This window comes from Thalassospira sp. MCCC 1A01428 (assembly GCF_002115825.1).
GTDB lineage: Bacteria > Pseudomonadota > Alphaproteobacteria > Rhodospirillales > Thalassospiraceae > Thalassospira.
Genome location: NZ_JFJZ01000007.1, coordinates 40,225 through 65,198, shown reverse-complemented (window position 1 = coordinate 65,198; position 24,974 = coordinate 40,225). Strand labels below are relative to the sequence as shown.

Below are 24,974 nucleotides of genomic sequence, written 5' to 3'. Positions count from 1 at the left end.
CGCTTGCGTTAAGACAGCACCAAACACATCTTGATGCGACGATGCCGCAAGGCCACAACACAGAAATGGAACCACTATGTTTGACTGGATTGCCGATCCCCATATGTGGGTAGGTCTTGCAACGCTAACGGCTCTCGAAATTGTGCTGGGCATCGACAATATCGTTTTTCTATCTGTCATTGTCGCCAAACTGCCCCAAAAACAGCAAAAAGCTGCCCGGCGCACCGGTCTTTTGGGGGCCATGCTGATGCGCCTGTTGCTGCTGGCCTGCATGGCATGGGTAATGGAGCTTACAACCCCGTTATTCGACGTGTTTGACCGCGGCATTAGCGGGCGCGACCTGATCCTGATTATCGGCGGGCTGTTTTTGATTGCCAAGGCATCAATGGAAATTCACCACACCATCGACGAGCCGGGCGAACATGAAGCAAAACCCGTTGCCGGGTTTGTCGGCACCATTGTGCAGATCATGCTGCTTGATGTTATTTTCTCGCTCGATTCCGTGATTACCGCTGTCGGCCTTGTGGACCATCTGACCGTGATGATGCTGGCCGTGATCATATCGGTCGGCGTGATGTTAATGGCAGCACGCATGATTGGCGATTTTGTCGACAAGCACCCGTCGATCAAAATGCTGGCCCTGTCGTTTCTGATATTGGTGGGTTTTGTGTTGCTGCTGGACGGCGTGCAAATTCACGTTCCCAAGGGTTACATTTATTTTGCCATGGCGTTTAGCCTGGGCGTCGAAACACTTAACCTGCTAAACCGCCAGCGTAAGAAGAAAAACCGGCTTAAAAGTCAAACCGGCACCCCCCAATAAGCCAATACGTTTGGTTTCCCTTACATTCCAGTGCCATCGCTTGTCGATCAAACGGCAGGCGATGGCACTGTTCGTTTCGGCCTACCAGATCCAGAACATCAACACCCACGCATAAACCGGGGCGGCCAGCGCCAGCGCAAACATCAGCGATGCCGCAACCTTTTGCACGCCCCGCCCATCCTTGCGAACCAGAATGGAGGTTCCCAGCCACCACGACCAGGCCGTCGCCGCAATCAGCAAGGCCAGGCGCGCCATTGGCACCCATGCCAAAGCAACCCCGTCCGCCCGCAGCAACGTTACCGTTTGTGCCGACAACCCCAAAATCACCCCGCAGGCTGCCAATGGAATAAGGGCATGAGACAAATGGAAAAAGGGCTGCCCGCCGCGTGAACGCATCAGCAAACACGCCAGCTTCAACGGGATCGAAATCAGCACCGATAACACAACTGCGGTTGTGGCAATATAGCCCAGCAACACCGCCCCATCGAGGACGGTCAACACATCATTCTGGGCGGCATAATCGGTTAAAATCCACCATGGCAAGGTCGCCTGCAATGGCCAGATAATATTGTGGTTCACCAGTGCCATCGCCAGCATCTGCTTGATCTCGACAAACCAGGGGCTGCTGCTCCATTCAAAGGCCCCGATGGCAACACCCATCAGGCCGGTAATGATCAGCAAGCTGTCCCAAATTGTTGCCGTGCGGCTCGACAAACGCACAATTTCATCATTCGGATGGCGGGCTTCCAGGGATACGGCATCGTGAAAACCGCTACACCTGCCACACATATGGCAGGGCGACGGGCTTTCCATATTTTTCACCGCCACCAAAGGGGCACAGTTAAACCGGTGTTCGTGACTGTGGCTTGCAGCATTCAGGTCCCATTTCGCCCGATCAACGCCGTAATGCATCGGGGCCAGCTTGGCCAATAACCCAAAAACACCGTTTACCGGGCATAAATACCGGCACCAAACCCGTTTGTTACGCCCGTAAAGATAGCCAATAATAATCGCCCCGACGGTTGATCCGCCCAAAACAAGCAAAACCGGGGCCGGGTATTGATAAACACTGGTCATTTGCCCGTAAACAGTGGTTAACACAAACGCCACAAACGGCCAGCCCGGCCACCGCACCCAGCGCGGAATGGCCCGGCCCCGCCCGTGGCGGCTGGCAAATTCCGTCAGCGCCCCTTCCGGGCACAAAAGCCCGCACCACAACCGACCAAACAGCAACATCGACACCAGCACACCGGGCCACCAGATGCCCCAGAACACGAATTGCGCAAACACAGTGACATTGTTCCAGATATGCGACGCCAGGCCCGGCAAAGGCATAAGAACCGGCACAATCAGCAATATCGCATAAATGCCAACCACCGCCCATTGCAGGCGGCGAACAACAACCTGGTGGTTGCGCAACCATAATCCAAACGCCAAAAGCCGCCCGGACGGGGCGGTCGCAGAACCATTTACTGTTTTTGTGAACATCGTCATGTCATGAAGGCCGCTTCACAAATACCGGGCACCATATTCAGGTCGCCCGGCTCCCTATTTCGCAACGATAACGCCATTGGCCGTTTCCTGGTCCATATGGAATTCGTCATAAAATTCGTATGTCCCGGCAGAAAGACGGCGGATCACGACAAAGGATGTCACACCGGGTGCCAAAACCTTTTCGCGATGCAAACGCAAACTTTCAAATTCCGCCGGGCTGCTGCCCGAATTGGTCACCACAATTTTAAATGTGGCACCCGCTGCAACGTCAATGCGGTTCGGGGTGATGACACCGTCTTTGATGTCCATATTGATGATTTGCATCTCGTCGGCCTGTGCGGCACCAGACAAACAGGCCGCGCCAACACTTGCCACGATCACAGCCAAAATCGTGAAAACAGCCTGTTTCCATTTTTGCATCATGCCCATTCCCTTAATTAACAAGCAGATAAAAAAGCTGGCACATCACACATGCGCCAGCTTCACAGGCCGTTTTAATAACCGCCCTTTTTGCCAATACCGGCAAAAACAAAGTCATAATCTTTCTTGAAAGGTTTGAACCACGGCGCAACGCCGGTTTCCTTATCGATGTGACGCCCGAATTTCGACGCTGCCGAAGGCGGGGCAACATCCAGGGTCAAACGGTATTTGCCTGGCCCCATCAATTTAACGTTGTCGCCATAATGCGGGCCGTCATTGGCCACCATCGGCATCAGCATCCCGGATTCAGATTTGCCGTCGTCAAGTTTGGTCAGGGTATAACCAATTTCCAAATAAGGTGCCCATTCCCCCTCGGCCAAACCGTTTTTATTGTCGGCCAGCGCATGAATATCCGCCTCAAGATGCACATCAGACTGATCTGCCGGTCGCATGATCCCTTCGGGTTCCATGGTAATCGGTTGCAAATAGACCGCTGCAACCTCAAGTCCGCCCCCTTCCTGGGGTTCACCAATAGGATATTCAAGCGCCTGTGCAGGCAATGACATCAACAATGCAGACACACCAAGACCGGCAGCACCAATCCTGGCAATCCAGGGGGCTTTGAATTTCATAAGGCACACTCCTTCTTGCGATACCGCCAAATGCCAACAGGCACGCGACGACAAACCGCAGGTGATAACGACGTGTTCACAGGTTTTATGATGAGGGCAGAAAGGAAGGGTTTAAGAAACAAGGCCCCCAAAATTCGTGAGAAGGATTATCATTATCATGTCACGGAGACCAGAATAATCGGGAAAAACCGGGATCCGCGGGGAAAATTACCGTCAAAACAGCGCCCGATACAATCAACAGGGAAATCAGAATATTTGCAAAGTGCGGGTTGATTTACATCCCTGGAATGACTTCAGATTTATAAGCCTCAATCCGGGGCAGAGTCGCCCGCGCCAAACGTTGTCGCGAAAACGGGTTTCATGGTGAAATGCTTTGGCAATAAAACCCCGAAAAGTTATTGTTTTTAACCCTTATTAATCACAGCCAACAAAGCAGCCACCCGCTTATGAAAAAAATAACGCCGCCCGCCAGACTTGCCGCCGCCTTTGAACAAGCCGGTTTGACCGATATTGATGTGCTGGAATTCCCCGATGGCACCCGGTCTGCCGCCGATGCCGCACGGGCCGTTGGCTGCGACATCAGCGACATTGGCAAATCACTGATATTTCAGGGCCAAAACAGCCAAAGCCCGGTCCTGATCATTATGAACGGGGCGGATCGGGTTTGCGAAACCAGGGTTGAAGCTGTTATTGGCGAAGCCATTGGCAAGGCCGATGCAACACAGGTAAAAAACCATACCGGATACGCAATCGGAGGCGTACCACCCTTTGGTCATGCCAATGCCATACGCACGCTGATTGACGAAAAACTTCTGGCGAAACCCGCCATCTGGCTGGCAGCAGGAACACCGCGCAGTGTGTTTTGCCTAACCCCGGCCCAATTGTGCCATATCACCGGCATTACAAAGGGCCATGCGTTACATCAGGACGCATCATAAACACCGGAGCGCCGGGCCGGTAAAATGCAGGGCCGAAACCACCTACATCAGGCCATCCTTGCGGGTGGCGGCACGCGCCCCAATTTCATCCAGGCTTTCCTGTTCCTTGCGGTCCTCTTCGGCGCGCACGGCGGCAACGCGGTTGCGTTCGGAAATTTCGGCGGTTTTCATATCCTTGAACGCCTGTGCCACCACATCGCGGAAATTGTCAATTTTGGCTTCCTGTGCGGCAATCTGTTCGGTCAGCGCGGTGCGTTCGGCAATAACAGCATTGGCAAAATTGCCATAAGCAAAACCGGCCGTTTGCGGGTTTTCCGATGCCACTTTTTGCTCGGCCTTTAACGCACGGCCCAGTTCCTCGCGCTGTTCGATCAACTGTTCCAGCACGCGCAGCATATCGCCCAGTTCGCGCTGTTTTTCATCCAGCGTCCATTTGCGAATACGAACAAGGGTTTTAAAGTCCTTGGCCATGCCAGGCCTTTCGTGTTTGTGGTGTCATCGTTTTAGGCGGCTTCTTTTCAAACGGCACATCTGCATCCACCATATCGCCATCATGCCCAGGCAGCACATTTCGCGGCAGGAAAATGTCCCTCGGATACGGGTTTATTGCCCGCCGAGGGCCCGTTTCGCCGCATTCAAATCCGTTGGCGATTGCCGGGACTGGCTGTTTACCGCACTGCCCGGCCTTGCGGCATGGCCGGCATTGCCCGCCACCTGGGCGTTGCCATCCTCCACCGGGGCCATATCCAGCCTGCGCGCCAAATCGGCGTAACCTTCGGCAAGGCGGGTGCATTCATTTTTACGCTGGCTTAAAAATTCCTCGATCAGGGGAAAATAATGAATGGCTTCATCCACTTTGGCATCGGTCCCCCGACGATAAGCCCCCAGCCGGATCAGTTCCGCCATGTCATTATAGGTTGCCAGCAATTGCCGGGCGCGCCGCACAATCTGGTTTTCATATTCATTGTTACAGCCTGGCATGGTCCGCGATACGCTGCGCAAAATATTGATCGCAGGATAACGGCCCTGTTCGGCAATCGCGCGGTCCAGCACCACGTGACCATCGAGAATACCACGCACCGCATCGGAAATAGGTTCGTTATGATCATCGCCATCAACCAGCACGGTAAACAGCCCGGTGATGGACCCTTGCCCCGGCCCGCCCGGCCCGGCACGTTCCAGCAAACGGGGCAATTCGGCAAATACGGTTGGGGTATAGCCCTTTGACGCTGGCGGTTCCCCCACCGACAGGCTGATTTCGCGCTGCGCCATCGCAAAGCGGGTGACGGAATCCATCATGCACAGCACATCACGCCCGCGATCCCGAAAAAATTCGGAAACTGCCATTGTCATAAATGCCGCCTGTCGGCGCATCAAAGGCGGTTCATCGGATGTTGCGACCACCACAACAGAGCGGCGCAAACCTTCCTCGCCCAGATCATCTTCGATAAATTCGCGGGCTTCGCGGCCACGTTCACCAATCAGGCCGACCACCGATACATCCGACGTGGTATGGCGCGTCATCATCGACAACATGCTCGATTTACCCACCCCGGACCCGGCAAAAATACCCATACGCTGCCCCCGGCAACAGGTCAGAAAAGTGTTCATGGCGCGAACGCCCAAATCCAGCTTGCCCGAAACACGTTGGCGGGTATGGGCAGAAGGCGGCGTGCGCCGGATGGCATAGGGCGTGTTCCCCTGCGGCAATGGCCCTTTGCCATCCACCGGGTCACCAAAGGCATTAATCACGCGGCCCAGCCAGCCGTCATCGGGGTAAATTTGCGGTTGGGTATCGGCCAGTTCAACTTCGCAGCCAATGCCAATGCCATCAAGCGCGCCAAATGGCATTAACAAGGCCCGTTCACTGCGAAAACCGACAACTTCACAAACCACTGCCTCGCCATCGCGACGAACAACCTTGCAGCGGTCGCCAATCGACAATGCGCCTTCAACGCCGCCAATTTCAACCAGCAAGCCCAAAACAGCCGTAACACGGCCCACAACCCAATATTCGGGGACACGGCGAAGGTCGGCGATAATATTTTTGCCAATCTGGAACATGGAGCCTGCTTTGGTCGGGGTGATCGCACTGCGACGCGGGGGTGGAAACCGGCGCCGCATGTTCCAAATATAGAAGAGAAGACCGGATTTACAAAGCTGCCAGTCGGCATTGGCCGTAATGACGCCAAAGTTCTGGCCTAGGGAATGGGGCTTAAACCACTGTTAAATCTTTATTTGGTCATGACGGGAACAATATGGCGGTAAAAAAGTTAACAAATTGCGACTCGTGCGCTTGCCACGAGTCGCAAAGCAACGTATCGTTAACAAAACGGGAAAAATCCCACGATACGGCTGCTGTTGGGGCATAGCCGGGACAGTCCGGATAAACACCAAATTTATTGCGGAATATGGTAACGGAGCGGAGCGGAAAATGCGGGTGCTGCTTGTTGAAGACGACGACGCCATGTCGGACAGCATAGAACTTATGCTGAAGTCCGAAGGAATGGTTGTGGATACCACCGATCTGGGCGAAGACGGCCTCGAGATTGGTAAATTATACGATTACGATATTATTTTGCTGGACCTGATGTTACCCGACATTGACGGGTACGAGGTTCTGCGTCGCCTGCGCGATGCGCGGGTGGAAACACCGGTTTTGATTTTGTCGGGTCTGACCGAAACCGAAGACAAGGTTAAAGGCCTTGGCTTTGGCGCGGACGATTATTTGACCAAACCGTTTGATAAAACGGAATTGCTGGCACGTATCCAGGCGATCGTGCGCCGGTCCAAGGGCCATGCGCAGTCGGTTATTGCAACCGGTAAACTTCATGTCAATCTGGATGCCCGGACCGTTGATGTGGCTGGTTCACCCCTGCATCTGACCGGCAAGGAATATGGCATTCTGGAATTGCTGTCGCTGCGCAAAGGCACCACGTTGACCAAAGAGATGTTTTTAAACCATCTTTATGGCGGCATGGATGAACCCGAGCTGAAAATTATTGACGTGTTTGTGTGCAAATTACGCAAAAAAATTCAGTCCGCGACCGAAGGCGACAATTACATCCACACTGTTTGGGGGCGCGGCTATGTTTTGCGCGACCCGGAAAGTAATGGTGCCCACGCCGCCGCCTGAATTTATGACATCCGCTATCTTTTCTGCCAAAAACACCTCGCCATCGTATCGTTGGCGGGGTGTTTTTTTACTTTATACCCGTTCCCCATCTATAAAGGCGTCCTCTATCCATGACGGGTAAAGTGCAACGCTTAAAGCTATTGAAAAGGGCATCGTTGAGCCAACCCGCCGCCTGGGGAACAGCGTTAATCTGCTTTAATGCATAGCGTCTGGTATTAAGGCGCGTCACAAACAAAAAACGCCCGGAACATTGACCGGGCGTTTGTCGTGAAATTTGGCAAGCGGTTCGGGTTTTCCCTTCCCGCCTAATCCTTTTTATCATCCGGCTTGCGCGGGTATGTCCGCCCCAATGTAGAGGATGACGGCCGGGTAGAAGAATAGCTGCTTCCTGTCCCCGTCCCCGCAGGCCGTGCCGGACGCTGATAGCTGCTGCTATCTGATGTGCCACTGCTACCTGTTCCAGCGCCGGTACCGTAACGTGATGTCCCTGCTCCGCTGGAACCGGCTGTACCAGCCGTGCTACTGGTCGATGGTCGGCTATAGGTGCTGCCTGTAGTACCGGTGCTTCCTGTACCGTAGGTTCGCGGTGGTGTGCCGGTTGTTGAAGGCCGCGTCGTGGTGGATGGCGTCGTTGATGCACTGCCTGCTGCGGCGGCGGTTTGCATGGCCTTGGGTTTGGGAAAGGCAAATCCACCCGCGCCCGCACCGGCGGCTGTGCTTGCAGCCCCGGCTGCCTGTACTTTTTCAAGGGCACTAACGTCAACATCGGGCGCACCGGGACGGTTAAGCTGGTAAATACCGCGTTGCCGGGCCAGTGGTTTGAATTTGTCGGAAATACCCAAAACCGTTTCGGCACCCCCCAAAAACAAAAATCCGTCATCAGGCATTTGCGCCGAAATGCGCGACAGCACATCGGTTTTTGTTGGCTGGTCAAAATAAATCAGCACGTTACGGCAATAAACAACGTCAAACTGCCCCAGCGATTTCAAATCTTCCAGCAGGTTAAATTCGCGATATTGCACCTTCGAACGCAGATCAGCCGAAATTTGCCACATATCCTCGGCCTTCTGGAAATGTTTGACCAGAAGGGTAATTGGCAAGCCGCGCTGGACTTCAAACTGCGAATACAGACCGGCACGCGCCTTATTCAGGATTTCGCGGGAAATATCGGTCCCGATAATGTCGATCCGCCACCCGGCCAGTTGACTGGCGAAATCCTGCAAGATCATCGCCAGTGAATACGGTTCCTGCCCGGAAGATGCCGCAGCACACCAGATGCGCAAATGACGCTTGCTGGCACGGGCCTTGATCATGTGGGGCAAAACAACATGGCGAAACTGATCAAACGGTTTGGTATCGCGAAAGAAAAAGGATTCGTTGGTGGTCATGGCTTCGACCACGTCTTCGACCAGCGTGCGGTCCATGCCGCGTAACGCCCCGATCAATTCGCCAAGGTCTTTCAGACCACGCTTGCGCGCAATCGGCATAAGCCGGCTTTCGAGCAAATAGAACTTATCCTGCGTCAGGACCAGGCCCGAGCGGGATTTGATCAATTTGCTTACGAAATCAAAGTCTTCCGGCTTCAACATCTTGTGTTAACGACCTCCGGCAAATTTTTTCACGTAAGGGGCAATGCCCCCTATTGGCAGTATCGCCGTACAAATTCCGGCCTGGGCCGCAGCCCCGGGCATACCCCAGACAACACTTGTTGCTTCATCCTGGGCCACCACCATACCGCCAGCCCCAACAACATTGCGACCACCCAGCATACCATCCTGCCCCATTCCGGTCAGGATGATTGTTAACAAATTACCACCATAACTATCGACGAGACTGCGCAGCATCGGATCAACGGACGGACGGCAGAAATTTTCCGGCGCATTCTGGTTCAGGGCGACCCGGCGGTTATTGCCGCGCCCCTCCACTACCATGTGGTAATCCCCCGGGGCCAAATAAACCCTGCCGGGTTGAACGTTTTCACCATTCACACCTTCACCGCATTTTAAACCGGTCAAACGGGTAATGTGTTCGGCCAGAATGGTGGTAAAAGTAGCGGGCATATGCTGGGTAATAAAAATCGGCTGACGCACCCCGACCAGACCACGTAAAACCTCGAACAATGCCTGCGGCCCACCGGTCGAGCTGCCAATCGCAATCGCCTCGACATTGATATGCTTTTCAGGTTGCAGGGTTATCGGGCCCTGGTTATGCCGCCCGCGTCGTGCGGGGGCCGGGGCGTTACCTGTGGCAATGCCACGCTTTGCCTGGACATCCGCCGGGCGCGCAGCCACCGGTGCCGGGGCACGTGCGGGAATATCACGTTTTTGTCCTGCCCCCCGCAGCGAGGCCGCATCGCCCTTAACGCCTGCTGCCTGTGCCGCGGTAGAAACCGGCCGGGTGCCGACAGGTTTGCTCACGACCCCGGGTTTTCCCATCGTGCTGGCAACAGGGGATCCGCTTGCTGCTTTTTTGGCGGCAACGGCGGCATCCTCGATCAGGCGGCCCGGGTCGCGCACAATGGGGCTGCCATCGGGTTTGGCATGGGGCGCAGGCATATGGCCGGTACCATCGGCATCCCGCAACGGCGATGCCGGCATCGGCCGCATTTGCGGACGCATCGGTTGCTGCATCGGTCGGGGGCGCAGCTCGGCGGTAAAGCGCTTGCGCTGAATACGACCCGGCTTTTGCAAAACCTGATGTTCGGCCGACAGTTCGGCACGAAACGGTTTTTCACCGTCGACAGCGTGTGAATCGTGGTCAGCACCATCTTCGACCATATCGGCCGGGGCACTCGCATCCCCGCTGACAGACGCGGCATCCACCACGGTGTCGGCGATATCGTCAAATTCGCCCTCGTCAAACGCGGCCGACTGTTCAAGCATCTTGCGACGCTGTTCCGACCACGCCTTGACCTTGTCAATCAGTTCGGTACGAAACCCCGAACCGACATTAATATCCTTGGCCGAGGATGGCTTGGGAATATAGTCCACCGCCCCCAAGGTCATGGCCCGAAAACTGATATCGGCATTTCGCTTGGTTAAGGTGGATGCCATGATCACACGCACGGTGGGATCAATCTCCAGGATTTTTGGAAGCGCCGTAAGGCCATCCATCACCGGCATCTCGATATCGAGAACAACAGTTTCAATGCCACCGTCCTGCATTACCCCAAGGGCATCTTCCCCGTTGGCAACCGAGCCGACGACTTCAATATCGGGATCATCCTGCAACATACGCGCAACAAGGCCGCGTACAATTGCCGAATCATCAACGATCAGGACTTTGTATGGTGGATCGATGTGGTTTTGTTCCACAGGCACGATGTTCCCGCTTGGTCAAAAGGCCGCAACGCCCCGGATGATGTCGCGGCCACAAGGATCAGATCAGGCCAACCTGTTCAAACTTGGCCTGGATGATCTCGCTATCAAAGGGTTTCATGATGTATTCATTCGCCCCGGCGGTAATGGCTTCCTGAATATGCTCCAGGTCATTTTCCGTGGTGCAGAATACAACAACGGGTTCATCCCCTCCCGGCGCTGCACGCAGATCCCGGAGGAACTCGATACCGCTTTTGATCGGCATGTTCCAATCTAGCAGCACCGCGTCAGGCATGTCGGAAAGACACTTTTCAAGTGCTTCCATACCGTCTTCGGCTTCGACAACCTCGAATCCCAATTCCTCAAGGATACGGCGTGCCACCATTCTGATGACTTTTGAATCATCGACGACGAGACAACTCTTCATCGACTTCCTTCTCGCAATTTCATTTGTTAAGCCACGACCGGCAATATCCGGGCGCCGGGCGCGCCCGGAACATCTTTAACAGACCGACATTAGCCCGCCTGCTTTACAGACCCGGCAAAATCAAGCAGCCGGGTCACATCAAGAATAACCAGCAAGTTCTTTTCCAGACGAAAGATGCCATCAGAAAATTCCCGCCAGCGCGGATCAAGTGTGGCCGGGTTCCGTTCAAAGGCGTTTTGCGGCACGCTTAAAACTTCACCGACCTGATCGACCATCAGGCTGTAAAGTTCACCCCCCTGATCGACAACGATGCTCATTCCCGGATCTTCGACTTCCTTGTTGCGCAAGCCAAGACGTTTGCGCACATCAATCGCGGTAACAATACGGCCCCGCAGGTTCAGCGAACCGGCCACTTCCGGGGGTGCAAGCGGGATGCGGGTAATACGTTGCGGGCCAAGCACATCCTGAACGGTCAGAACCGGAATACCAAACATCTGTTTGCCGATTGTCGCCGTCACAAAATCCTTGGTTGATCCCCCCAGATCAAGGGCCGAGTGGCGATCGGAACTGGGGACAAGTGCGTTTTTGTCACTCATGATACTTTACCTTCGACTTAGACAGCTGCCAGCGTCTGGATCAGGGTCGACACCAGGGCATCGCGGTCAAATTTGGCAACATAATCGCTAAATCCGGCCCGACGACCCCGTTCGAAATCCTCTTCGCTGGTATGAGAAGACAGGGCAATAATCGGAACTTCGCCCCAGGCTTCGTCATTTTGCAGGCTTTCGGCAAATTCAAAACCGTTCATGCCAGGCATTTCGATGTCGCTGATGATGGCATCAAATGTTGCGCCATTGTTTTTCAGCTCAATCGCCTGTTCGGCACTTTCAACCGACGTTACCTTGAACCCGGAAACCGACAGCATCGGCGTCAGCAAATTGCGGAAGAACGGGCTGTCATCAACCAACAGCACTTTTTTCTTCTCGCCCGTTGCCTCTTCCTTGCCAAACCAGTCGCTAAAGGCAAGTTCAAGATAATAACCCGCATCGATCAGGTCGGTTGCCTTGCCGTCAACCACGGCAGACCCAACCAGGCCATCACGATCGGCTGTCAATTCAACATTTAGAACATCATCAACAATATCAACGATTTCGTCGACGACAAGCCCCATTGTCCGTTCACGATCCTGGAATACCAGGGTCGGCTGACGGCCTTCGGACTTCATCTGATAGGCCCCGTCAATAAAGACCAGCGGCATCAGCTTGCCACGATACTGAACCAGCGGGCGCCCGTTGGAATATTCGATGCTTTCCACATCGATTTCTTCCAGTCGTGCCACCAGTGCCAGCGGCACGGCGCGAACTTCATTCCCACCGGCACGGAACACCAGCATCGAGGTGGTTTCGCGATCGGTGCTTTCGGATTTGGCCTTGGATTCAACACCCTGCTGGCCACCAACGGTGATTTCACCGGTCCGGGTTGCAATGCCGTTCGGATCCAGGATCATGATGACGCTGCCGTCACCCAGAATGGTATTGCCCGAGAACAGCGACAGATCACGCAGGATCGGTGCCACCGGCTTGACCACGATTTCCTCGGTGTCAAAAACGCGATCTACAATGATACCGAAGCTGTAAGTGCCAACCTGGGCCACAACGATGAAGGCTTCTTCATCGACGTCGCTTTCGGCAGCCTCGTCCAGACCAAGAATTTTCTTAAGCGTAACCAGCGGCAACAGACGATTGCGCAAGCGCAAAACCGGCGTGTCGTGGATCCGTTCAATCGAATGCTCGGAATTGCTCGACGCACGCACCAGTTCCAGAACGCTGATCTGCGGAATGGCAAAACGTTCGCCGCCACTTTCAACGATCAGAGCCGAAACGATGGCCAGGGTCAGCGGAATTTTAATAATGAAAGTCGACCCGCGACCTTCAACCGATTTCAGTTCGACCGTGCCGCCGATCTTTTCAATGTTGGTACGAACCACGTCCATACCCACACCACGACCGGAAACCGATGTAACCTTTTCCGCGGTCGAGAAACCGGCCTTGAAAATGAACTGGTGGATCTGCTGATCCGACATGCTTTCCAGTTCACCCTCGGACACGATGCCATTGGCAAGCGCCTTTTCCTTGATACGGGGCACATTCAACCCGCGCCCGTCATCGGAAATCTCGATAATGATATGACCGCCTTCATGATAGGCGTTCAGCGTTACCGTTCCGGTTTCAGGTTTGCCAACATCACGGCGGCCCTGAATATCTTCCAGGCCATGATCGGCAGAGTTCCGAACCATGTGCGTCAGCGGATCCTTGATCAGTTCAAGAACCTGACGGTCCAGTTCGGTATCGGCACCAATCATTTGCAGATCGATTTTTTTGCCCATTTCAAGGGCCAGATCGCGAACAATACGCGGCAGTTTGGCCCATGCATTGCCAATCGGCTGCATACGGGTTTTCATCACACCTTCCTGAAGGTCGGTGGTGATGTGCGACAAACGCTGCAACGGCACGGTAAATTCGCTGTCATCCTTGCCACGTACCATCTGCAACAGCTGGTTACGCGTCAGCACCAGTTCGGAAACCAGTGTCATCAGGTTTTCAAGCAATTCGACATTCACACGAATGGTCTGTGCCGCAACCGTGCTTTCCTTGGCTTCGTTCCGCGCATGCGGGTCGGCCTTGGCACCGGCATCCTGTGCGGGTGCAGCCGCCTGAACAGCCTGCGATTTCGGGGCTGATGGCGGTTTGGCCGCTGCCGCAGGAGCCTTGGGCTCTTCGGGCTCCGGCTCTGGTTCAGGGGTTACTTCCGGCTCTGTCTCGGGCGACAGGAAAATTTCAGGCCGAGGCGGCGGCGTGCTTGCTGCGGCCTTGGGCATGGCAGCCCCGGCAGCAGGCAATGTGCCGGTATCGGCAAAATGGTTCAACCGGGCGATGAGATCGGCGTCGTTGCCTTCCGGTTCCGTTTCGTTGGTTTCAAGTTCGCTCAACAGATATTTAATCGTGTCGATCGATTCAAGAACCAGCGTCACGGCGTCAGGGGTCACGATCAGTTCGCCATCGCGAATTTTACCCAGCACGTTTTCACCTGCATGGGCAACAGCTTCAAGACGCGGCAACCCCAAAAAGCCGCAAGTTCCCTTGATGGTATGAACCAGACGAAAGATATTCGACAGAATATCAGGATCGTTCGGGTTCTGCTCAAGTTTCACCAGTTCAACGTCCAGCGTTGAAAGACTTTCCGAAGTTTCGGTCAAAAATTCACTTAAAAGATCGTCCATATACCCCCTCCACAATGCCGGCAATCAGACCATCACCGGACCCGGGACGTCAACCGCATCAAATCTGCCCACTCAATTCTGCTCGTCTTACACGAGAGCTACCATGTAGGTAGAGCCTAGCATACGGTTTTACTATACTGGCACGGCAATTTTTTTAAACATAGATCAAAGTGACTGAATTTTCTTCTGCCTCTACCACCAGACGCTTCCCTAATCTTTCAGCTAGGTTCCGGGCAAAAAAGCCCTGAATGTTCCTTGGATCAAGGTCTTGCGGGTCTACCGGGCCTGACAGCACCTTTTCAATTTCCGGTCTGATCGCTGCGCGTTTTCCCTGTGCGCGAACGCGAATATTCCTGTCGGAGTCGCATTGAACAGAAATATCACCGCCAAATGGCAGGGCCTCGCGGGCCGTCATGATCATGTTCAACACAACCCTGCCCGTTACGGCATCAATATCGCGGTGATCCGCCCAGTCCAGCGTCACCTTGCCATCCGCGTCATAGGCCTGCATCACTGTTTTATGCATTGTTGATGCATCAACACTGTTGCCTGCCCGGCCATAAGCCAGTCGAAACAGTTGCAGGCGGCGCTGGGCCTCCTGTCCACTGCGTCGCATCAGGCCCAGGGCTTCGTCGTCTGTTCCGCCCGCCTCTTCCATCAGTTCGGCCCCGGCGTTTACCGCGCCAACCGGGCCAACCAGATCGTGACAAATACGCGAGCTGATAAGTTCTATCAGGATAAGCTCTAGCTGCCTGTCCTGTTGCATGCACCTTGCTCCAGATTCTGATGGTGCGGCTTCCCCTGAAACCGCATCCCCACATAAAAAAACCGGATCACACCCGTTATGACCGTCATCCGGACCCTAATGTGCAAAACAGGTATTAAAACCTTATTTAGATGATAGGGCAAAATCGCATCGGCACGTATGGCAATTCGACAGAATGATATTTTTCGCCCTTTGTCAGCGGTGCTTTGCGATGCTAGATTTATTTAACATTAATAAAGAACACCCTGTTGGCAGGTTTCGCAAGCCGGTGCAAAATTCGCCCCGACCCGGCACCTGATAAACATCGTTAATGGTTGGGATCGCAGTTTTTATGGATTTTCTTCTGACACCAGGCACCATTGTCCGTCACCCGTCACAGCCCGATTGGGGCCTTGGCCGCATTCAGGCGGTTGATGGCGACAGGCTTGCCGTTAATTTTGAAGAGGCCGGACGCCAGATTATTCGCACCCGGCACGTTGCGCTTGAAATTGTCGAACCTGCCGTGGGTTACGAATAGGCGAGTTCCGCGCCTGCATTTCGAAAAAATGTGATAAAATAGCGAAAAGTGCGGCTTAAGCCCTAGCGGCGACATCGCATTTTCATGACCCCGAACAATTGCGGACACCTTGTAAATGACAATCAGCGAAATGCCTTTGGCCCCGGACAGCTTTAAAAAACGCCACCATGACGCCGCCTGGGCCGTGCTGGAGCGTTTTGCCACCGGGCTGGCCGACAAGGCCCGCAGCCAGGGCAATGCAATTAGTGTGGAAGACATCCACAAGGCGCTGGTGTCGCTCAAAGCACAACCAAACCTGTTTGACGATGCATGGCACGCCCTGGAAACAGAGGTTACAGCCGCAAATGCGCGGCGCACCCCGTCTATCCGCAATGATCCGTTTGGCCGCCTGCTGGTCAGTCGCTTTGCCCATTTGCTCGAGGGCCGCGAAGCCGGTGATCTGGAACACGGTGCGCTGTCGCGCGAAATGCTGCATCCGTTTTTTCAGGTGATTCGCATGATGGTCGGGGCTGATACCATCGAACAGATCGATTCTGAAATTCGCGCCATTGTCGACACCCACGCCCACGAAGAAGACGAAATGCGTGATGCCACCGATTACTGGGATCACCTTTCGGCAAATCCGCTGGTGTCAAAGCAGATCACGATGGTGTTTGTGCGTATGGCCATGCATTTTGCCGATTACCAGAAACGCAAAAACTGGTTCATTCAGCTGGTAAACGACAATATCCATCGCAATGGGTCCAGTTGGGAATTTACCGAGGATCATTTTATAAAACTGATCCACGCAATGTTTCGCGATGTACGTACCATTTTGTCCAGCCCGGAACGCTCGGCCTTGCTGGCTGCCGAGATTGACCACGACAAGGTTGCCGTTTTACGCCGCGTCATGGCCCACCTTGATCGCGACATTGCCGCCCTGCATAACCGCGAAGCCGCAGCCTGGCAAAATGACGGGCCGGCCTGATAACAGCCTTGCTCCGCAAAAAGTGAGGAGACGGGCCTTGCCCGTCCCCCCATCCATGCACTATCTGTCATGTAGGGTATCGGGAACAAACAGAACATCCAAAACTCAGGCAGTGAAACCGTGCACAAACCGCTGATCGACAAATATGGCCGTCATGTCTCGTATTTACGGGTTTCCGTAACGGACCGCTGTGATTTTCGCTGCACCTATTGCATGTCGGAAAACATGACGTTTTTGCCAAAATCACAGGTTCTGAGCCTTGAGGAACTTGATCAGCTTTGTACCGCTTTCATTTCACGCGGGGTGCGCAAACTGCGCCTGACCGGCGGCGAACCGCTGGTGCGCCGTGGCATCATGGATTTGATCCGCGATTTGTCGCGCCATTTAAAATCCGGCGCGCTGGATGAACTAACCCTGACCACCAATGGCAGCCAGCTTGCCACCTATGCCGATGATCTGGCACGGGCCGGGGTTAAACGCCTTAATATTTCGCTCGATACGCTGGACCATCAGAAATTTGCCGAAATCACCCGTCGTGGCCGCCTGGAACAGGTATTAACCGGCCTGCAAGCCGCCAAGGAAGCCGGCATCGGCATTAAAATCAATGCCGTGGCCCTGCGCGGGCAAAATGAAGACGAATTTTCACGCATGTTGGCCTGGTGCGGGCAGGAAGGTTTTGATCTTTGCCTGATCGAAACCATGCCGCTAGGCGACATTGATGGCGACCGGACCGACCATTACTTGCCGTTGACCGTAGTGCGCGAACGGCTGGAAAAAGACTGGACACTGGTGCCCAGCAACCATGTCACACCCGGCCCGGCGCGCTATGTTTCCGTTACCGAAACCGGTGGGCGTCTGGGCTTTATCACGCCCATGACCCATAATTTTTGCGAAGGCTGCAACCGGGTCCGCATCACCTGTACCGGCACGCTTTATATGTGCCTGGGCCAGGAAGACCATATCGACCTTCGCGAAATTCTGCGCGAAAACGACCCGGCATTGCTTGATGATGCCCTGGACCGCGCCATGCTGCTTAAACCCAAGGGCCATGATTTCGTGATCGAGCGCAAAGGCGCAAAACCTGCCGTTTCGCGCCATATGAGCATGACGGGCGGGTAAACCACCCCATAGGCCGCGATAAAGCCCGTTCAAATATCGCGGGACATCACCGCTGAAAAATGACCGGGAACCAGTCCTCGCGCAATTTTTGCCCGGCTTGCATGTCATGGCCGGGAAAGGGCGGGGATGTGGGACCGGGCCGTTCAACATAGCGGGCATCATCGCCCACCAGCCGTACAGAAAAGGCCCGGCGGCGGTTACCTGTCAAATTGCCGCGTGCGCCGTGCAAGATACGAAAATCAAAGGCGACGGCATCGCCCGGTGCCATATGCCATTCGCGAATTTCCATGCCTTCGGCATCCGGGTCGGGCACCGGCATATAATCATCTTCGTTGGGATAAAAACTTTGTTCTGACAACCACCGGGTTGGCAACACGGCGCGCGGCCATTTATGCGACCCGGCAACACAGCGCAAGGATGCCTCGCGCACCGGGTCCAGCGGTGACCAGAAACTGATCGTCTGCTCCCCCTCGACAAAATAATACGGGCTGTCCTGATGCCACGGGGTCGGCTTGGACGTGCCCGGTTCCTTGACCAGGACATGATCGTGAAACAGCTGAACGGCTTGCGACCCCATCAAATCTGCCGCAACCTCGCCCAGTGCCGACTGGCGGATCACCTGTTCAAATTCGCCAATACGCTGCCAGTTACAATAATCATCAAAAAACCGGCCCCCTTCGCCCGCTTTCAGGTTTTCAGCAGCATAGGGACCAGGTTGTCTCATGTTAGTTTCAATGCCTGCGGCCAGCTGATCAACATGGTTGGCAAACAGCCCCCGGATCAAAACAACACCGTCACGCTGCCAGGCTTCAATATCGGCTAGGGATACAAGGGGATGAACCATGGCAAAAGCTCCTGTCTGGCAATATGGATACTTGCAATGCCAGAAATTTGCCCTACCCCAAAAATAACTTCCAATAATACATTCTAAAGTTAGAATTAGTCTGATGTTATATTTAACCTTGCGTCAGATCGAATATGTGGTGGCCGTTGCCCGCGCCGGAAGCCTGGCACAGGCAGCGCAAAACCTGCATGTTTCGCAACCGGCCCTGTCTGTTGCCCTAAGCGTGGTGGAAAAAAGGCTGGGCCAAAAGCTGTTTAATCGCCGCAAGGGAAGCCCGATTACCTTAACCGCCTTTGCCCGCACCTATATTACCGAGGCCGAAGCCCTTTTAATACAGGCCCAACGGCTGGAAGACCCGGCATCCTTATCACGCATTGTGAATGGCACACTAACACTGGGCTGCTTTGAAGATTTAGCCCCCCTTTATCTGGCGCCGGTTTTAAAGGCCCTCCGCCAGGGCTTGCCAGATGTCGTTCTTCGCTGGCGCATTTATAACTTTGAAAATCTGGCGCGCCACATGCGCGAAGGCCAGATTGACCTTGCAATTACCTACGACCTTGGACTGGACGCCAATTTCGACAAAACACGACTGAAAGCGGTTTCACCGCACGCCTTTATGGCCGCCGAGGCCGCACTTGCCCGGCAACCAACCCTTAGCTTTGCCGATCTCGCGACCGAACAGCTTATTCTGTTTGAAGAAGGGTTATCTGTCCGCCATATGCTTAACCTGTTTCGCCAGGGCGGCCATAACCCCAAAGTGGCGCACCGGGTACATTCGCTGGAGGTCATGCGCAGCCTTGCGGCCAACGGCGAAGGAATCGGCATTGCCTATACCCTGCCACCTGGCGATTTTTCCTATGATGGAAATCGTGTTGTTACCCGAAAAATCAGCGATCAAACCGCGATTGAGCCTGTCATTCTTGCACGCAGCAATCACCTGCCCGAGCTAGCGGCAGCAAACAGTGCCCATCACATAATTTGCCGTGTTTTCACCGAGAAAAATCAGGCGGAAGGGCTAGACCCTTAAAATATCCTGCAGTCATATCAGCCTGCCTCACTCAAAACCGATCAATACATCCCTGATCGACGAGCGGGTCGCCAGGCCCTTACCAATCACTTCACGGTGCCATGACATGTCATGGCACATCACGCCTACCCCATCTTTAACAGGGGGCCGGATAGATAAGCAAAATCTGCTGTGCTTTTTCACCGGGTCAAATGATCTGTGCAACGTCTTTCGCCATATTCTCGGCCCGATAGGCGGACGGCGTTGTCCCCGTGATCTTTTTAAAAGCCAGATTGAACGTCGATTTTGAATTAAATCCAATGCTGATGGCTATATCAAGGATCTGCCGATCAGGCTCCTCGACCAGCAAGCGCAAGGCGTGATCAATTGGCACCGAGTTAACAAAATCAAAAAAGCTTTTCCCAAGATACCGATTTAGCACGAAGGAAAGCTGATTAGGTGTCACCCCGACAATTTGGGCCAGCTTGGGCATCGAAAGTAAGGGATCAAATATGACCTCGTCGCGTGTAACGATCTTATCTAGCCGTCGACAAATGCGCCTGACCTCATCTTCATCCACAAGATTGCGCGATGTTGCATTGCTTCCCGGTACACCGTCAGGCGGCACCCCCTCTTTGTCCAAGACATCATAAACGCCAGCCACACCTGCCTCGACAAAAAGCGCAGGGTTGGTTGCGATGACGTGACTGATACGAAAAAAGACCAAAACAAAACCGCAATGAGCAAGAATAATCAGCCATTCGCTTCTTAATACAAAGATATCAAACAGGTTAATCGCTGTATAAATCGCAAAGATAACACTTGTTTCAACAAGCAACTCGATAGTCCAGTTGCGCAATACCGCCCCATCAAGACCAAACTGCTGTTGCACCTGCCTGTGATAGACCAGACATGTTCGCCATATCGCAATCATATAGGCAATAAATTGCCCGCAATACACGGCAATCATCGCCAGCATCAACGCCGTTACCGAGACAGGGGCCTTCCAGTTCAGACCAAGCCCCTGATCTGTCAACAACAGGCGGTTTACATCTGTATTGCTATGAATAGCCCAGACAATGACGGATGTGCAGATGGCGACAAGCAAAACAATGGCGAAATGCCTGGCCGGTTGCGGCACAGGACGACCGGAAATTTCGCGAAAATACAAATAAGTTGCCGGAATGGAGGCAAAAACAAAGGGCGAGAATAAAGGGGCAAGATACAAACGTATCAATGGAGACAAGAAAACGTCGAGAACCTTATCAACAAAAATAATACAAACGATCGCTGTAAAAAACATCAACCAGCGATTGGCCCGAAAGGCACGTTTGCCTTCCTGAAGCAGCAATAATATCAAAAAAAGCGCCTGGCCGATCCCGACGACAGCAATAATCAGCAGGGCGACACCTTTCAGTTCAAGCATGTATCAGGCCTAACAGAAATTAAAACGCCACCCGAAACCGCAAAATGATCCGGGAAATAAACCTTCGGCACCGCACCACTATCGCGTTTCCATCCATCCGGATCAATTACGAACAGATACAGACCATACCCGACGATCATAAACAGGGAGTACCATAAAACAACATCGAACATTTTCCCTTCAACTCAGACGGAAGAGGTATTTTTGATGCTGTTCAATATGTTAACCGCCATTAAGGCTCCCCCTGGAACTGCCAGCAAATGTGCGGGGCATACCGCACAGTCAGAACTGCCGAAACCGGGAACAGGAACCGCAAGTAAAAATTGTTCACGTAACCAGCGGCATAAATCGCATTCATTGCCGTTCGGCACTGCCAAAACCGACATAACCTTGCCAACCGGCATTATTGTCAGGGCATCGATATGCCAGTGCGGCTTTTTATCGCTGGCACAATGACGTTTGACCCGCGCAGCAATGCCACCAGCGCCGCGCGCACTTCCACAATAAAAATATGTCCCCTGTTTAATAACCTTGCCGGCAAACCGGTGCCGAGTCAGGACAACATCGGCTTTCACGTCAATGTGCAAAATATAGGCTCCGGCTGCTTTGGGCAGCAGCCGGAGGGTTTGGTCATCAATGGTGGGCAAAAGCAGCATTCGCAAGGTTGGCCGCGCTATAACAACAAATCAACCGACAGGCCGGGGCCACGCTGGCCCGATGCCAGAACCGGTTCGCAATCCTTGTTGATCCGCGCAGCTATACGCTGGCGAAAGCCACTAAAATGTTTCGAGGCCACCACATCCACAGCATGGTCAAGGTGCACCTCGATCCGATACACGCCACCGACAGGTGTACGGGTTAATCCCAGTATTTTGCCCGATACGGCATGGCCCAGATAAGACCCGGCAAAGCGTTTGCCAATGCCAAGATCTTCAATACTGATAGCCGTGGAATTACGCCGCGTCATGGCAAGGGCGGTATTCCAGTCGCGAAAGCCATAACTTTGGGCCATCAGCTCCAGGCTACCGGCGTGCGACACCATCACATCCCGGTTTGCCAGGGCGGCACGCAAGCGTTTGGCCTGGGCCTTTAGTCCATCAGCCGCATCATTGGAAAAGTTTTTCGGAGTCCCGTCTGCGGGCTTCATCATCGCCTGGTCAGGCGGGGTTTGTTCGACCGGGTTTTGTAAACGCATCATCGTCTCCTGACAGGAGGCCGGGTGTTCGCATTGCCGGTCCGACGCGGAACCGATAATTTTCAAATGCAACATTCACCTTCCCTTGCGGGCGCGAACGGCTGGCTGTTGCAAGGCCGATAAAGGCAATAGCGCAAAGATTGGCAAAATTCAACGCAATGATGCCCCGATGGCGCATATCTGGCTGCAAACGCGCCGGGCCTTCACCCGTCAATGGCGCGACATGCCTGCAAAACCATTCAACCCGCCCGCCTTGATTGACAGCCCCGGTGGCGCAACATATACCAGAACCAACAATGATTTATTGGCAAATCCGCCCACCCGCACGGGCCACAGGATTTGCCCCAGAAAGGATGATACACATGGCGATGGCAGCCCACGAAATTGAAAGCATGATCAAGGAAGCCCTTCCCGATGCGCAGGTACGAATCGAGGATTTGCGCGGCGACGGTGATCATTATGCTGCGATGGTTGTCTCCGAGGCATTTCGTGGCAAAACCCGCGTAATCCAGCATCAAATGGTGTATTCGGCCCTGAAGGGTAAAATGGGCGACGAATTGCACGCTCTGGCGCTGCAAACCTCGGTTCCTGAATAAAATCCGTTTCGTTTTCGGAAATCCTGCCCGATGCGCCGCCTTTAACCGGGCGGACGCACCCGGTTTCCGGGGCCAGATTACGCCCCAATAACTGACCCTGGTTCACCTGATATGTCGAACGCGAACAAACCAGCCCTGATCGGGGCAGGTCCACTGGCCGGCCTGTTTGCCTTTATTACCTGGGGGGTCGCGGGTGCCTATTTTCATGCGGTCGGCTTTGCCGATGCGATGGAAATCCTCAGCCACCGTATCCTGTGGTCCGCCATTTTAACCCTGATCCTGATTTTTGCGCTGGGCCGCAAACCGGCATTGATGACCCTGTTGCGTTCGGCCCGCACGATGGGGTTGTTATTTATTACAAGCCTGCTGATTGCCGGTAACTGGCTGATTTATATCTGGTCGGTCAATCATGGACATGCGCTTGAAGCCAGCCTTGGCTATTACATCATGCCGTTGATCATGCTGGTATTAGGGCGGATTTTTCTTAATGAAAAACTTAACCGCATCCAGATTTTATCGGTCGTTATTGTTTCTGCCGGGGTTTTAAACCTGCTGATCTTTTTTGGCACCCTGCCCTGGATCGCCCTTAGCCTGGCGTTCCTGTTTGGCTTTTATGGCCTGCTGCGTAAAATGATTCCCGCCGACCCGATTGCCGGGCTGTTTGTTGAATGCCTGACGCTGCTACCCGCTGCCCTGATTTATCTGGGCTGGTTGCAAAGCAACGGCGAAATGGCGTTTCTTCATACCGGGCCAGGCCATGACGCCCTGCTGATCGGTTTGGGGGTTATGACAACCGTGCCGCTGGTGATGTTTGCCTTTGCCGCGCGCAACATGAAATTCGGGGCGCTGGGATTAATGCAATATATAAATCCGACCCTGCAGCTGGTTGTCGCCGTTTTGCTGTTTGGCGAAAACTTTACCCATGCACATCTGATTACATATATTTTTGTCTGGTGTGGTCTGGCGCTGTTTACATGGGACAATTTGCGAACTGCTCGCCGGTTGCGCGCCAACAGTTGACATAAACGCCACAGAGCGCCATATCTTCGACCAGAAACATTTATATCGGCGGTCGTGCGCAGTACCGCAATTATCACAGTCAAGGATACCCGCAATGTCCGAAAATCCGGTTTTTGACCGCATCCAGAAGGATATCGACGAAAACGACGTCGTTCTGTTCATGAAAGGGACGTCCATGTTCCCGCAATGCGGCTTTTCTGCCGCCGTTGTGCAGGTTCTGGCCGAACTTGGCGTTCCGTTCAAGGACGTGAACGTTCTGGTCGATCCGGCCATCCGTCAGGGAATCAAGGATTTCTCGAACTGGCCGACCATTCCCCAGCTTTACGTCAAAGGCGAATTTGTTGGCGGCTGCGATATCATTCGCGAAATGTTTGCCAATGGTGAACTGGGCCAGCATATGCGTGAAAAAGGCGTTGCTGCAGCAGCCTGATTTTCGCGTTACGAATCTGATTTATAAAACACGCCCGGCGTTACATCGCGGGCGTGTTTTTTATTGGGTCCTTACGGGTTTTACCAGTTGGTACTATCTGCGTTGCCCGCCTGCTTTCCGTTCTTGCAAGGGGCTTGTGGCACCGGGAACAAAACATCGTAGGCCCAGTTAAAAACAAACGCATACACCAGATAAAACGCCGAAAATGATACATCCATCATAAAAGCCTGCAACAGGCTGACATGCAGATACCAGGCGATCAGCGGCATTAAAACAACCAGCAAGCCCGCCTCGAACAAAACCGCATGTGCCACGCGCAACGGTACTGTTTTGTGAACATTGCCCCATAGCGCAATCATGCTGCGGTCAAACAGCACATTGAAAACATAGTTCCACACCGCTGCCAGAACGGCACTAAACAGGGCCACCACACCAATATCATGGATTGGCATGTCAAACGCCCACGTGCCCAGCGGGGCAACAATGGCAAGGCCGATAATTTCAAAGCTGAGAGTATGGCGGATACGGTCAAGTGTCGTGCGCATGGCGACCTCTTATCTTATCGGGTCGTCCCGAACATATAAAACCCGAACCGGGCGAGGTCGTCCTCGTTTTGATATGTCA

At 53.8% G+C, this 24,974-nt stretch carries 25 protein-coding genes and 1 pseudogene; 10 read left to right on the top strand and 16 right to left on the bottom strand.

The window, feature by feature from the left end; all coding sequences use genetic code 11:
* Nucleotides 1-76: 76 nt before the first annotated feature.
* On the top strand, nt 77-820 hold the full coding sequence (locus tag THS27_RS08025) for a TerC family protein (RefSeq protein WP_085589649.1): 744 nt from the start codon (nt 77-79) through the stop codon (nt 818-820).
* 81 nt (nt 821-901) lie between these two features.
* Here the strand turns inward: THS27_RS08025 and THS27_RS08020 are convergent, their stop codons facing one another.
* From THS27_RS08020 to THS27_RS08010, 3 genes are all read right to left on the bottom strand, one after another.
* Nucleotides 902-2,308: a 4Fe-4S binding protein gene (locus tag THS27_RS08020; protein ID WP_139835519.1), complete on the bottom strand. Its 1,407-nt coding sequence runs from the start codon at nt 2,306-2,308 to the stop codon at nt 902-904.
* A gap of 60 nt (nt 2,309-2,368) precedes the next feature.
* Complete coding sequence (locus THS27_RS08015) at nt 2,369-2,737, bottom strand: cupredoxin domain-containing protein (protein ID WP_210402858.1); 369 nt, start codon at nt 2,735-2,737, stop codon at nt 2,369-2,371.
* 71 nt (nt 2,738-2,808) lie between these two features.
* Complete coding sequence (locus THS27_RS08010; protein WP_085589647.1) at nt 2,809-3,366, bottom strand: iron transporter; 558 nt, start codon at nt 3,364-3,366, stop codon at nt 2,809-2,811.
* Between the two features lie 446 nt (nt 3,367-3,812).
* Here THS27_RS08010 and THS27_RS08005 point away from each other — a divergent pair, with 446 nt between their 5' ends.
* On the top strand, nt 3,813-4,304 hold the full coding sequence (locus THS27_RS08005) for a YbaK/EbsC family protein (protein ID WP_085589646.1): 492 nt from the start codon (nt 3,813-3,815) through the stop codon (nt 4,302-4,304).
* A gap of 42 nt (nt 4,305-4,346) precedes the next feature.
* Here THS27_RS08005 and THS27_RS08000 read toward each other — a convergent pair whose 3' ends face one another.
* Nucleotides 4,347-4,775: a flagellar FliJ family protein gene (locus THS27_RS08000; RefSeq protein WP_085589644.1), complete on the bottom strand. Its 429-nt coding sequence runs from the start codon at nt 4,773-4,775 to the stop codon at nt 4,347-4,349.
* Nucleotides 4,776-4,907: 132 nt separating this feature from the next.
* A complete protein-coding gene (gene fliI, locus THS27_RS07995; RefSeq protein ID WP_085589875.1) occupies nt 4,908-6,368 on the bottom strand; it encodes a flagellar protein export ATPase FliI in 1,461 nt (486 codons plus the stop codon).
* Between the two features lie 370 nt (nt 6,369-6,738).
* Between fliI and ctrA the strand changes: the two genes are divergently transcribed.
* Entirely contained in the window at nt 6,739-7,440 is a 702-nt protein-coding gene (gene ctrA, locus THS27_RS07990) for a response regulator transcription factor CtrA (protein ID WP_085589642.1), read from the top strand.
* Nucleotides 7,441-8,216: 776 nt separating this feature from the next.
* Here the strand turns inward: ctrA and THS27_RS27345 are convergent.
* From THS27_RS27345 to THS27_RS07960, 6 genes and pseudogenes are all read right to left on the bottom strand, one after another.
* A pseudogene (locus THS27_RS27345) lies at nt 8,217-9,026 on the bottom strand (protein-glutamate O-methyltransferase CheR); the annotation flags it as partial.
* A gap of 9 nt (nt 9,027-9,035) precedes the next feature.
* The gene (locus THS27_RS27715) at nt 9,036-10,760 is read right to left on the bottom strand and encodes a chemotaxis protein CheB (RefSeq protein WP_371455278.1); all 1,725 of its coding nucleotides are present in this window, start codon (nt 10,758-10,760) and stop codon (nt 9,036-9,038) included.
* A gap of 58 nt (nt 10,761-10,818) precedes the next feature.
* The gene (locus tag THS27_RS07975; protein ID WP_085589640.1) at nt 10,819-11,184 is read right to left on the bottom strand and encodes a PleD family two-component system response regulator; all 366 of its coding nucleotides are present in this window, start codon (nt 11,182-11,184) and stop codon (nt 10,819-10,821) included.
* Nucleotides 11,185-11,273: 89 nt separating this feature from the next.
* Entirely contained in the window at nt 11,274-11,780 is a 507-nt protein-coding gene (locus THS27_RS07970) for a chemotaxis protein CheW (RefSeq protein WP_085589638.1), read from the bottom strand.
* 17 nt (nt 11,781-11,797) lie between these two features.
* Nucleotides 11,798-14,464, bottom strand: a complete 2,667-nt coding sequence (locus THS27_RS07965; protein ID WP_085589636.1) for a chemotaxis protein CheW — start codon at nt 14,462-14,464, stop codon at nt 11,798-11,800.
* Nucleotides 14,465-14,618: 154 nt separating this feature from the next.
* Nucleotides 14,619-15,230 carry a histidine phosphotransferase family protein gene (locus tag THS27_RS07960; protein ID WP_085589634.1) on the bottom strand — a complete coding sequence of 204 codons (612 nt, stop codon included), beginning with the start codon at nt 15,228-15,230 and terminating at the stop codon, nt 14,619-14,621.
* A gap of 331 nt (nt 15,231-15,561) precedes the next feature.
* On the opposite strand from THS27_RS07960, the gene THS27_RS07955 reads away from it, so the two are divergent.
* From THS27_RS07955 to moaA, 3 genes are all read left to right on the top strand, one after another.
* Nucleotides 15,562-15,747, top strand: a complete 186-nt coding sequence (locus THS27_RS07955) for a DUF3553 domain-containing protein (protein ID WP_085589870.1) — start codon at nt 15,562-15,564, stop codon at nt 15,745-15,747.
* Nucleotides 15,748-15,862: 115 nt separating this feature from the next.
* Nucleotides 15,863-16,714, top strand: a complete 852-nt coding sequence (locus THS27_RS07950) for a hypothetical protein (protein WP_085589632.1) — start codon at nt 15,863-15,865, stop codon at nt 16,712-16,714.
* A gap of 120 nt (nt 16,715-16,834) precedes the next feature.
* Nucleotides 16,835-17,833, top strand: a complete 999-nt coding sequence (gene moaA / locus THS27_RS07945; RefSeq protein ID WP_085589630.1) for a GTP 3',8-cyclase MoaA — start codon at nt 16,835-16,837, stop codon at nt 17,831-17,833.
* A 46-nt stretch (nt 17,834-17,879) separates the two neighbouring features.
* Here moaA and THS27_RS07940 read toward each other — a convergent pair whose 3' ends face one another.
* Entirely contained in the window at nt 17,880-18,677 is a 798-nt protein-coding gene (locus tag THS27_RS07940; protein WP_085589628.1) for a phytanoyl-CoA dioxygenase family protein, read from the bottom strand.
* A gap of 103 nt (nt 18,678-18,780) precedes the next feature.
* Between THS27_RS07940 and THS27_RS07935 the strand changes: the two genes are divergently transcribed.
* The gene (locus tag THS27_RS07935; RefSeq protein WP_085589626.1) at nt 18,781-19,704 is read left to right on the top strand and encodes a LysR family transcriptional regulator; all 924 of its coding nucleotides are present in this window, start codon (nt 18,781-18,783) and stop codon (nt 19,702-19,704) included.
* 187 nt (nt 19,705-19,891) lie between these two features.
* Here the strand turns inward: THS27_RS07935 and THS27_RS07930 are convergent, their stop codons facing one another.
* From THS27_RS07930 to THS27_RS07915, 3 genes are all read right to left on the bottom strand, one after another.
* On the bottom strand, nt 19,892-20,986 hold the full coding sequence (locus THS27_RS07930; protein ID WP_246832895.1) for a helix-turn-helix domain-containing protein: 1,095 nt from the start codon (nt 20,984-20,986) through the stop codon (nt 19,892-19,894).
* A gap of 308 nt (nt 20,987-21,294) precedes the next feature.
* Entirely contained in the window at nt 21,295-21,765 is a 471-nt protein-coding gene (locus THS27_RS07920) for a DUF123 domain-containing protein (RefSeq protein WP_085589620.1), read from the bottom strand.
* Between the two features lie 17 nt (nt 21,766-21,782).
* Nucleotides 21,783-22,307 (bottom strand): glyoxalase superfamily protein, encoded by a 525-nt coding sequence (locus THS27_RS07915; protein ID WP_246832889.1) that lies wholly within the window; start codon nt 22,305-22,307, stop codon nt 21,783-21,785.
* Nucleotides 22,308-22,666: 359 nt separating this feature from the next.
* On the opposite strand from THS27_RS07915, the gene THS27_RS07905 reads away from it, so the two are divergent.
* The 3 genes from THS27_RS07905 to grxD all read left to right on the top strand — a co-directional run bounded on the left by THS27_RS07905 (nt 22,667) and on the right by grxD (nt 24,350).
* Nucleotides 22,667-22,900 (top strand): BolA family protein, encoded by a 234-nt coding sequence (locus tag THS27_RS07905; RefSeq protein ID WP_085589616.1) that lies wholly within the window; start codon nt 22,667-22,669, stop codon nt 22,898-22,900.
* Between the two features lie 111 nt (nt 22,901-23,011).
* Entirely contained in the window at nt 23,012-23,920 is a 909-nt protein-coding gene (gene rarD, locus THS27_RS07900) for an EamA family transporter RarD (protein ID WP_085589614.1), read from the top strand.
* 94 nt (nt 23,921-24,014) lie between these two features.
* The gene (grxD, locus tag THS27_RS07895; RefSeq protein WP_085589612.1) at nt 24,015-24,350 is read left to right on the top strand and encodes a Grx4 family monothiol glutaredoxin; all 336 of its coding nucleotides are present in this window, start codon (nt 24,015-24,017) and stop codon (nt 24,348-24,350) included.
* 80 nt (nt 24,351-24,430) lie between these two features.
* Here grxD and THS27_RS07890 read toward each other — a convergent pair whose 3' ends face one another.
* Complete coding sequence (locus THS27_RS07890) at nt 24,431-24,895, bottom strand: PACE efflux transporter (RefSeq protein WP_085589610.1); 465 nt, start codon at nt 24,893-24,895, stop codon at nt 24,431-24,433.
* Between the last annotated feature and the right edge of the window lie 79 nt (nt 24,896-24,974).

Bases quoted from the DNA above. Each gene is read 5' to 3' on its own strand.
- THS27_RS07890 (WP_085589610.1), bottom strand. From the start codon at position 24,895: ATGCGCACGACACTTGACCGTATCCGCCATACTCTCAGCTTTGAAATT.
- THS27_RS08020 (WP_139835519.1), bottom strand. From the start codon at position 2,308: ATGTTCACAAAAACAGTAAATGGTTCTGCGACCGCCCCGTCCGGGCGG.
- THS27_RS07975 (WP_085589640.1), bottom strand. From the start codon at position 11,184: ATGAAGAGTTGTCTCGTCGTCGATGATTCAAAAGTCATCAGAATGGTG.
- THS27_RS07930 (WP_246832895.1), bottom strand. From the start codon at position 20,986: ATGTTTTTTACAGCGATCGTTTGTATTATTTTTGTTGATAAGGTTCTC.
- THS27_RS07965 (WP_085589636.1), bottom strand. From the start codon at position 14,464: ATGGACGATCTTTTAAGTGAATTTTTGACCGAAACTTCGGAAAGTCTT.
- grxD (WP_085589612.1), top strand. From the start codon at position 24,015: ATGTCCGAAAATCCGGTTTTTGACCGCATCCAGAAGGATATCGACGAA.
- THS27_RS08025 (WP_085589649.1), top strand. From the start codon at position 77: ATGTTTGACTGGATTGCCGATCCCCATATGTGGGTAGGTCTTGCAACG.
- rarD (WP_085589614.1), top strand. From the start codon at position 23,012: ATGTCGAACGCGAACAAACCAGCCCTGATCGGGGCAGGTCCACTGGCC.
- THS27_RS07970 (WP_085589638.1), bottom strand. From the start codon at position 11,780: ATGAGTGACAAAAACGCACTTGTCCCCAGTTCCGATCGCCACTCGGCC.
- THS27_RS07955 (WP_085589870.1), top strand. From the start codon at position 15,562: ATGGATTTTCTTCTGACACCAGGCACCATTGTCCGTCACCCGTCACAG.
- THS27_RS07935 (WP_085589626.1), top strand. From the start codon at position 18,781: ATGTTATATTTAACCTTGCGTCAGATCGAATATGTGGTGGCCGTTGCC.
- THS27_RS08005 (WP_085589646.1), top strand. From the start codon at position 3,813: ATGAAAAAAATAACGCCGCCCGCCAGACTTGCCGCCGCCTTTGAACAA.
- THS27_RS08000 (WP_085589644.1), bottom strand. From the start codon at position 4,775: ATGGCCAAGGACTTTAAAACCCTTGTTCGTATTCGCAAATGGACGCTG.
- fliI (WP_085589875.1), bottom strand. From the start codon at position 6,368: ATGTTCCAGATTGGCAAAAATATTATCGCCGACCTTCGCCGTGTCCCC.
- THS27_RS08015 (WP_210402858.1), bottom strand. From the start codon at position 2,737: ATGATGCAAAAATGGAAACAGGCTGTTTTCACGATTTTGGCTGTGATC.
- THS27_RS07960 (WP_085589634.1), bottom strand. From the start codon at position 15,230: ATGCAACAGGACAGGCAGCTAGAGCTTATCCTGATAGAACTTATCAGC.
- THS27_RS08010 (WP_085589647.1), bottom strand. From the start codon at position 3,366: ATGAAATTCAAAGCCCCCTGGATTGCCAGGATTGGTGCTGCCGGTCTT.
- THS27_RS07950 (WP_085589632.1), top strand. From the start codon at position 15,863: ATGACAATCAGCGAAATGCCTTTGGCCCCGGACAGCTTTAAAAAACGC.
- ctrA (WP_085589642.1), top strand. From the start codon at position 6,739: ATGCGGGTGCTGCTTGTTGAAGACGACGACGCCATGTCGGACAGCATA.
- THS27_RS07915 (WP_246832889.1), bottom strand. From the start codon at position 22,307: ATGATGCGTTTACAAAACCCGGTCGAACAAACCCCGCCTGACCAGGCG.
- THS27_RS07940 (WP_085589628.1), bottom strand. From the start codon at position 18,677: ATGGTTCATCCCCTTGTATCCCTAGCCGATATTGAAGCCTGGCAGCGT.
- THS27_RS07920 (WP_085589620.1), bottom strand. From the start codon at position 21,765: ATGCTGCTTTTGCCCACCATTGATGACCAAACCCTCCGGCTGCTGCCC.
- THS27_RS07905 (WP_085589616.1), top strand. From the start codon at position 22,667: ATGGCGATGGCAGCCCACGAAATTGAAAGCATGATCAAGGAAGCCCTT.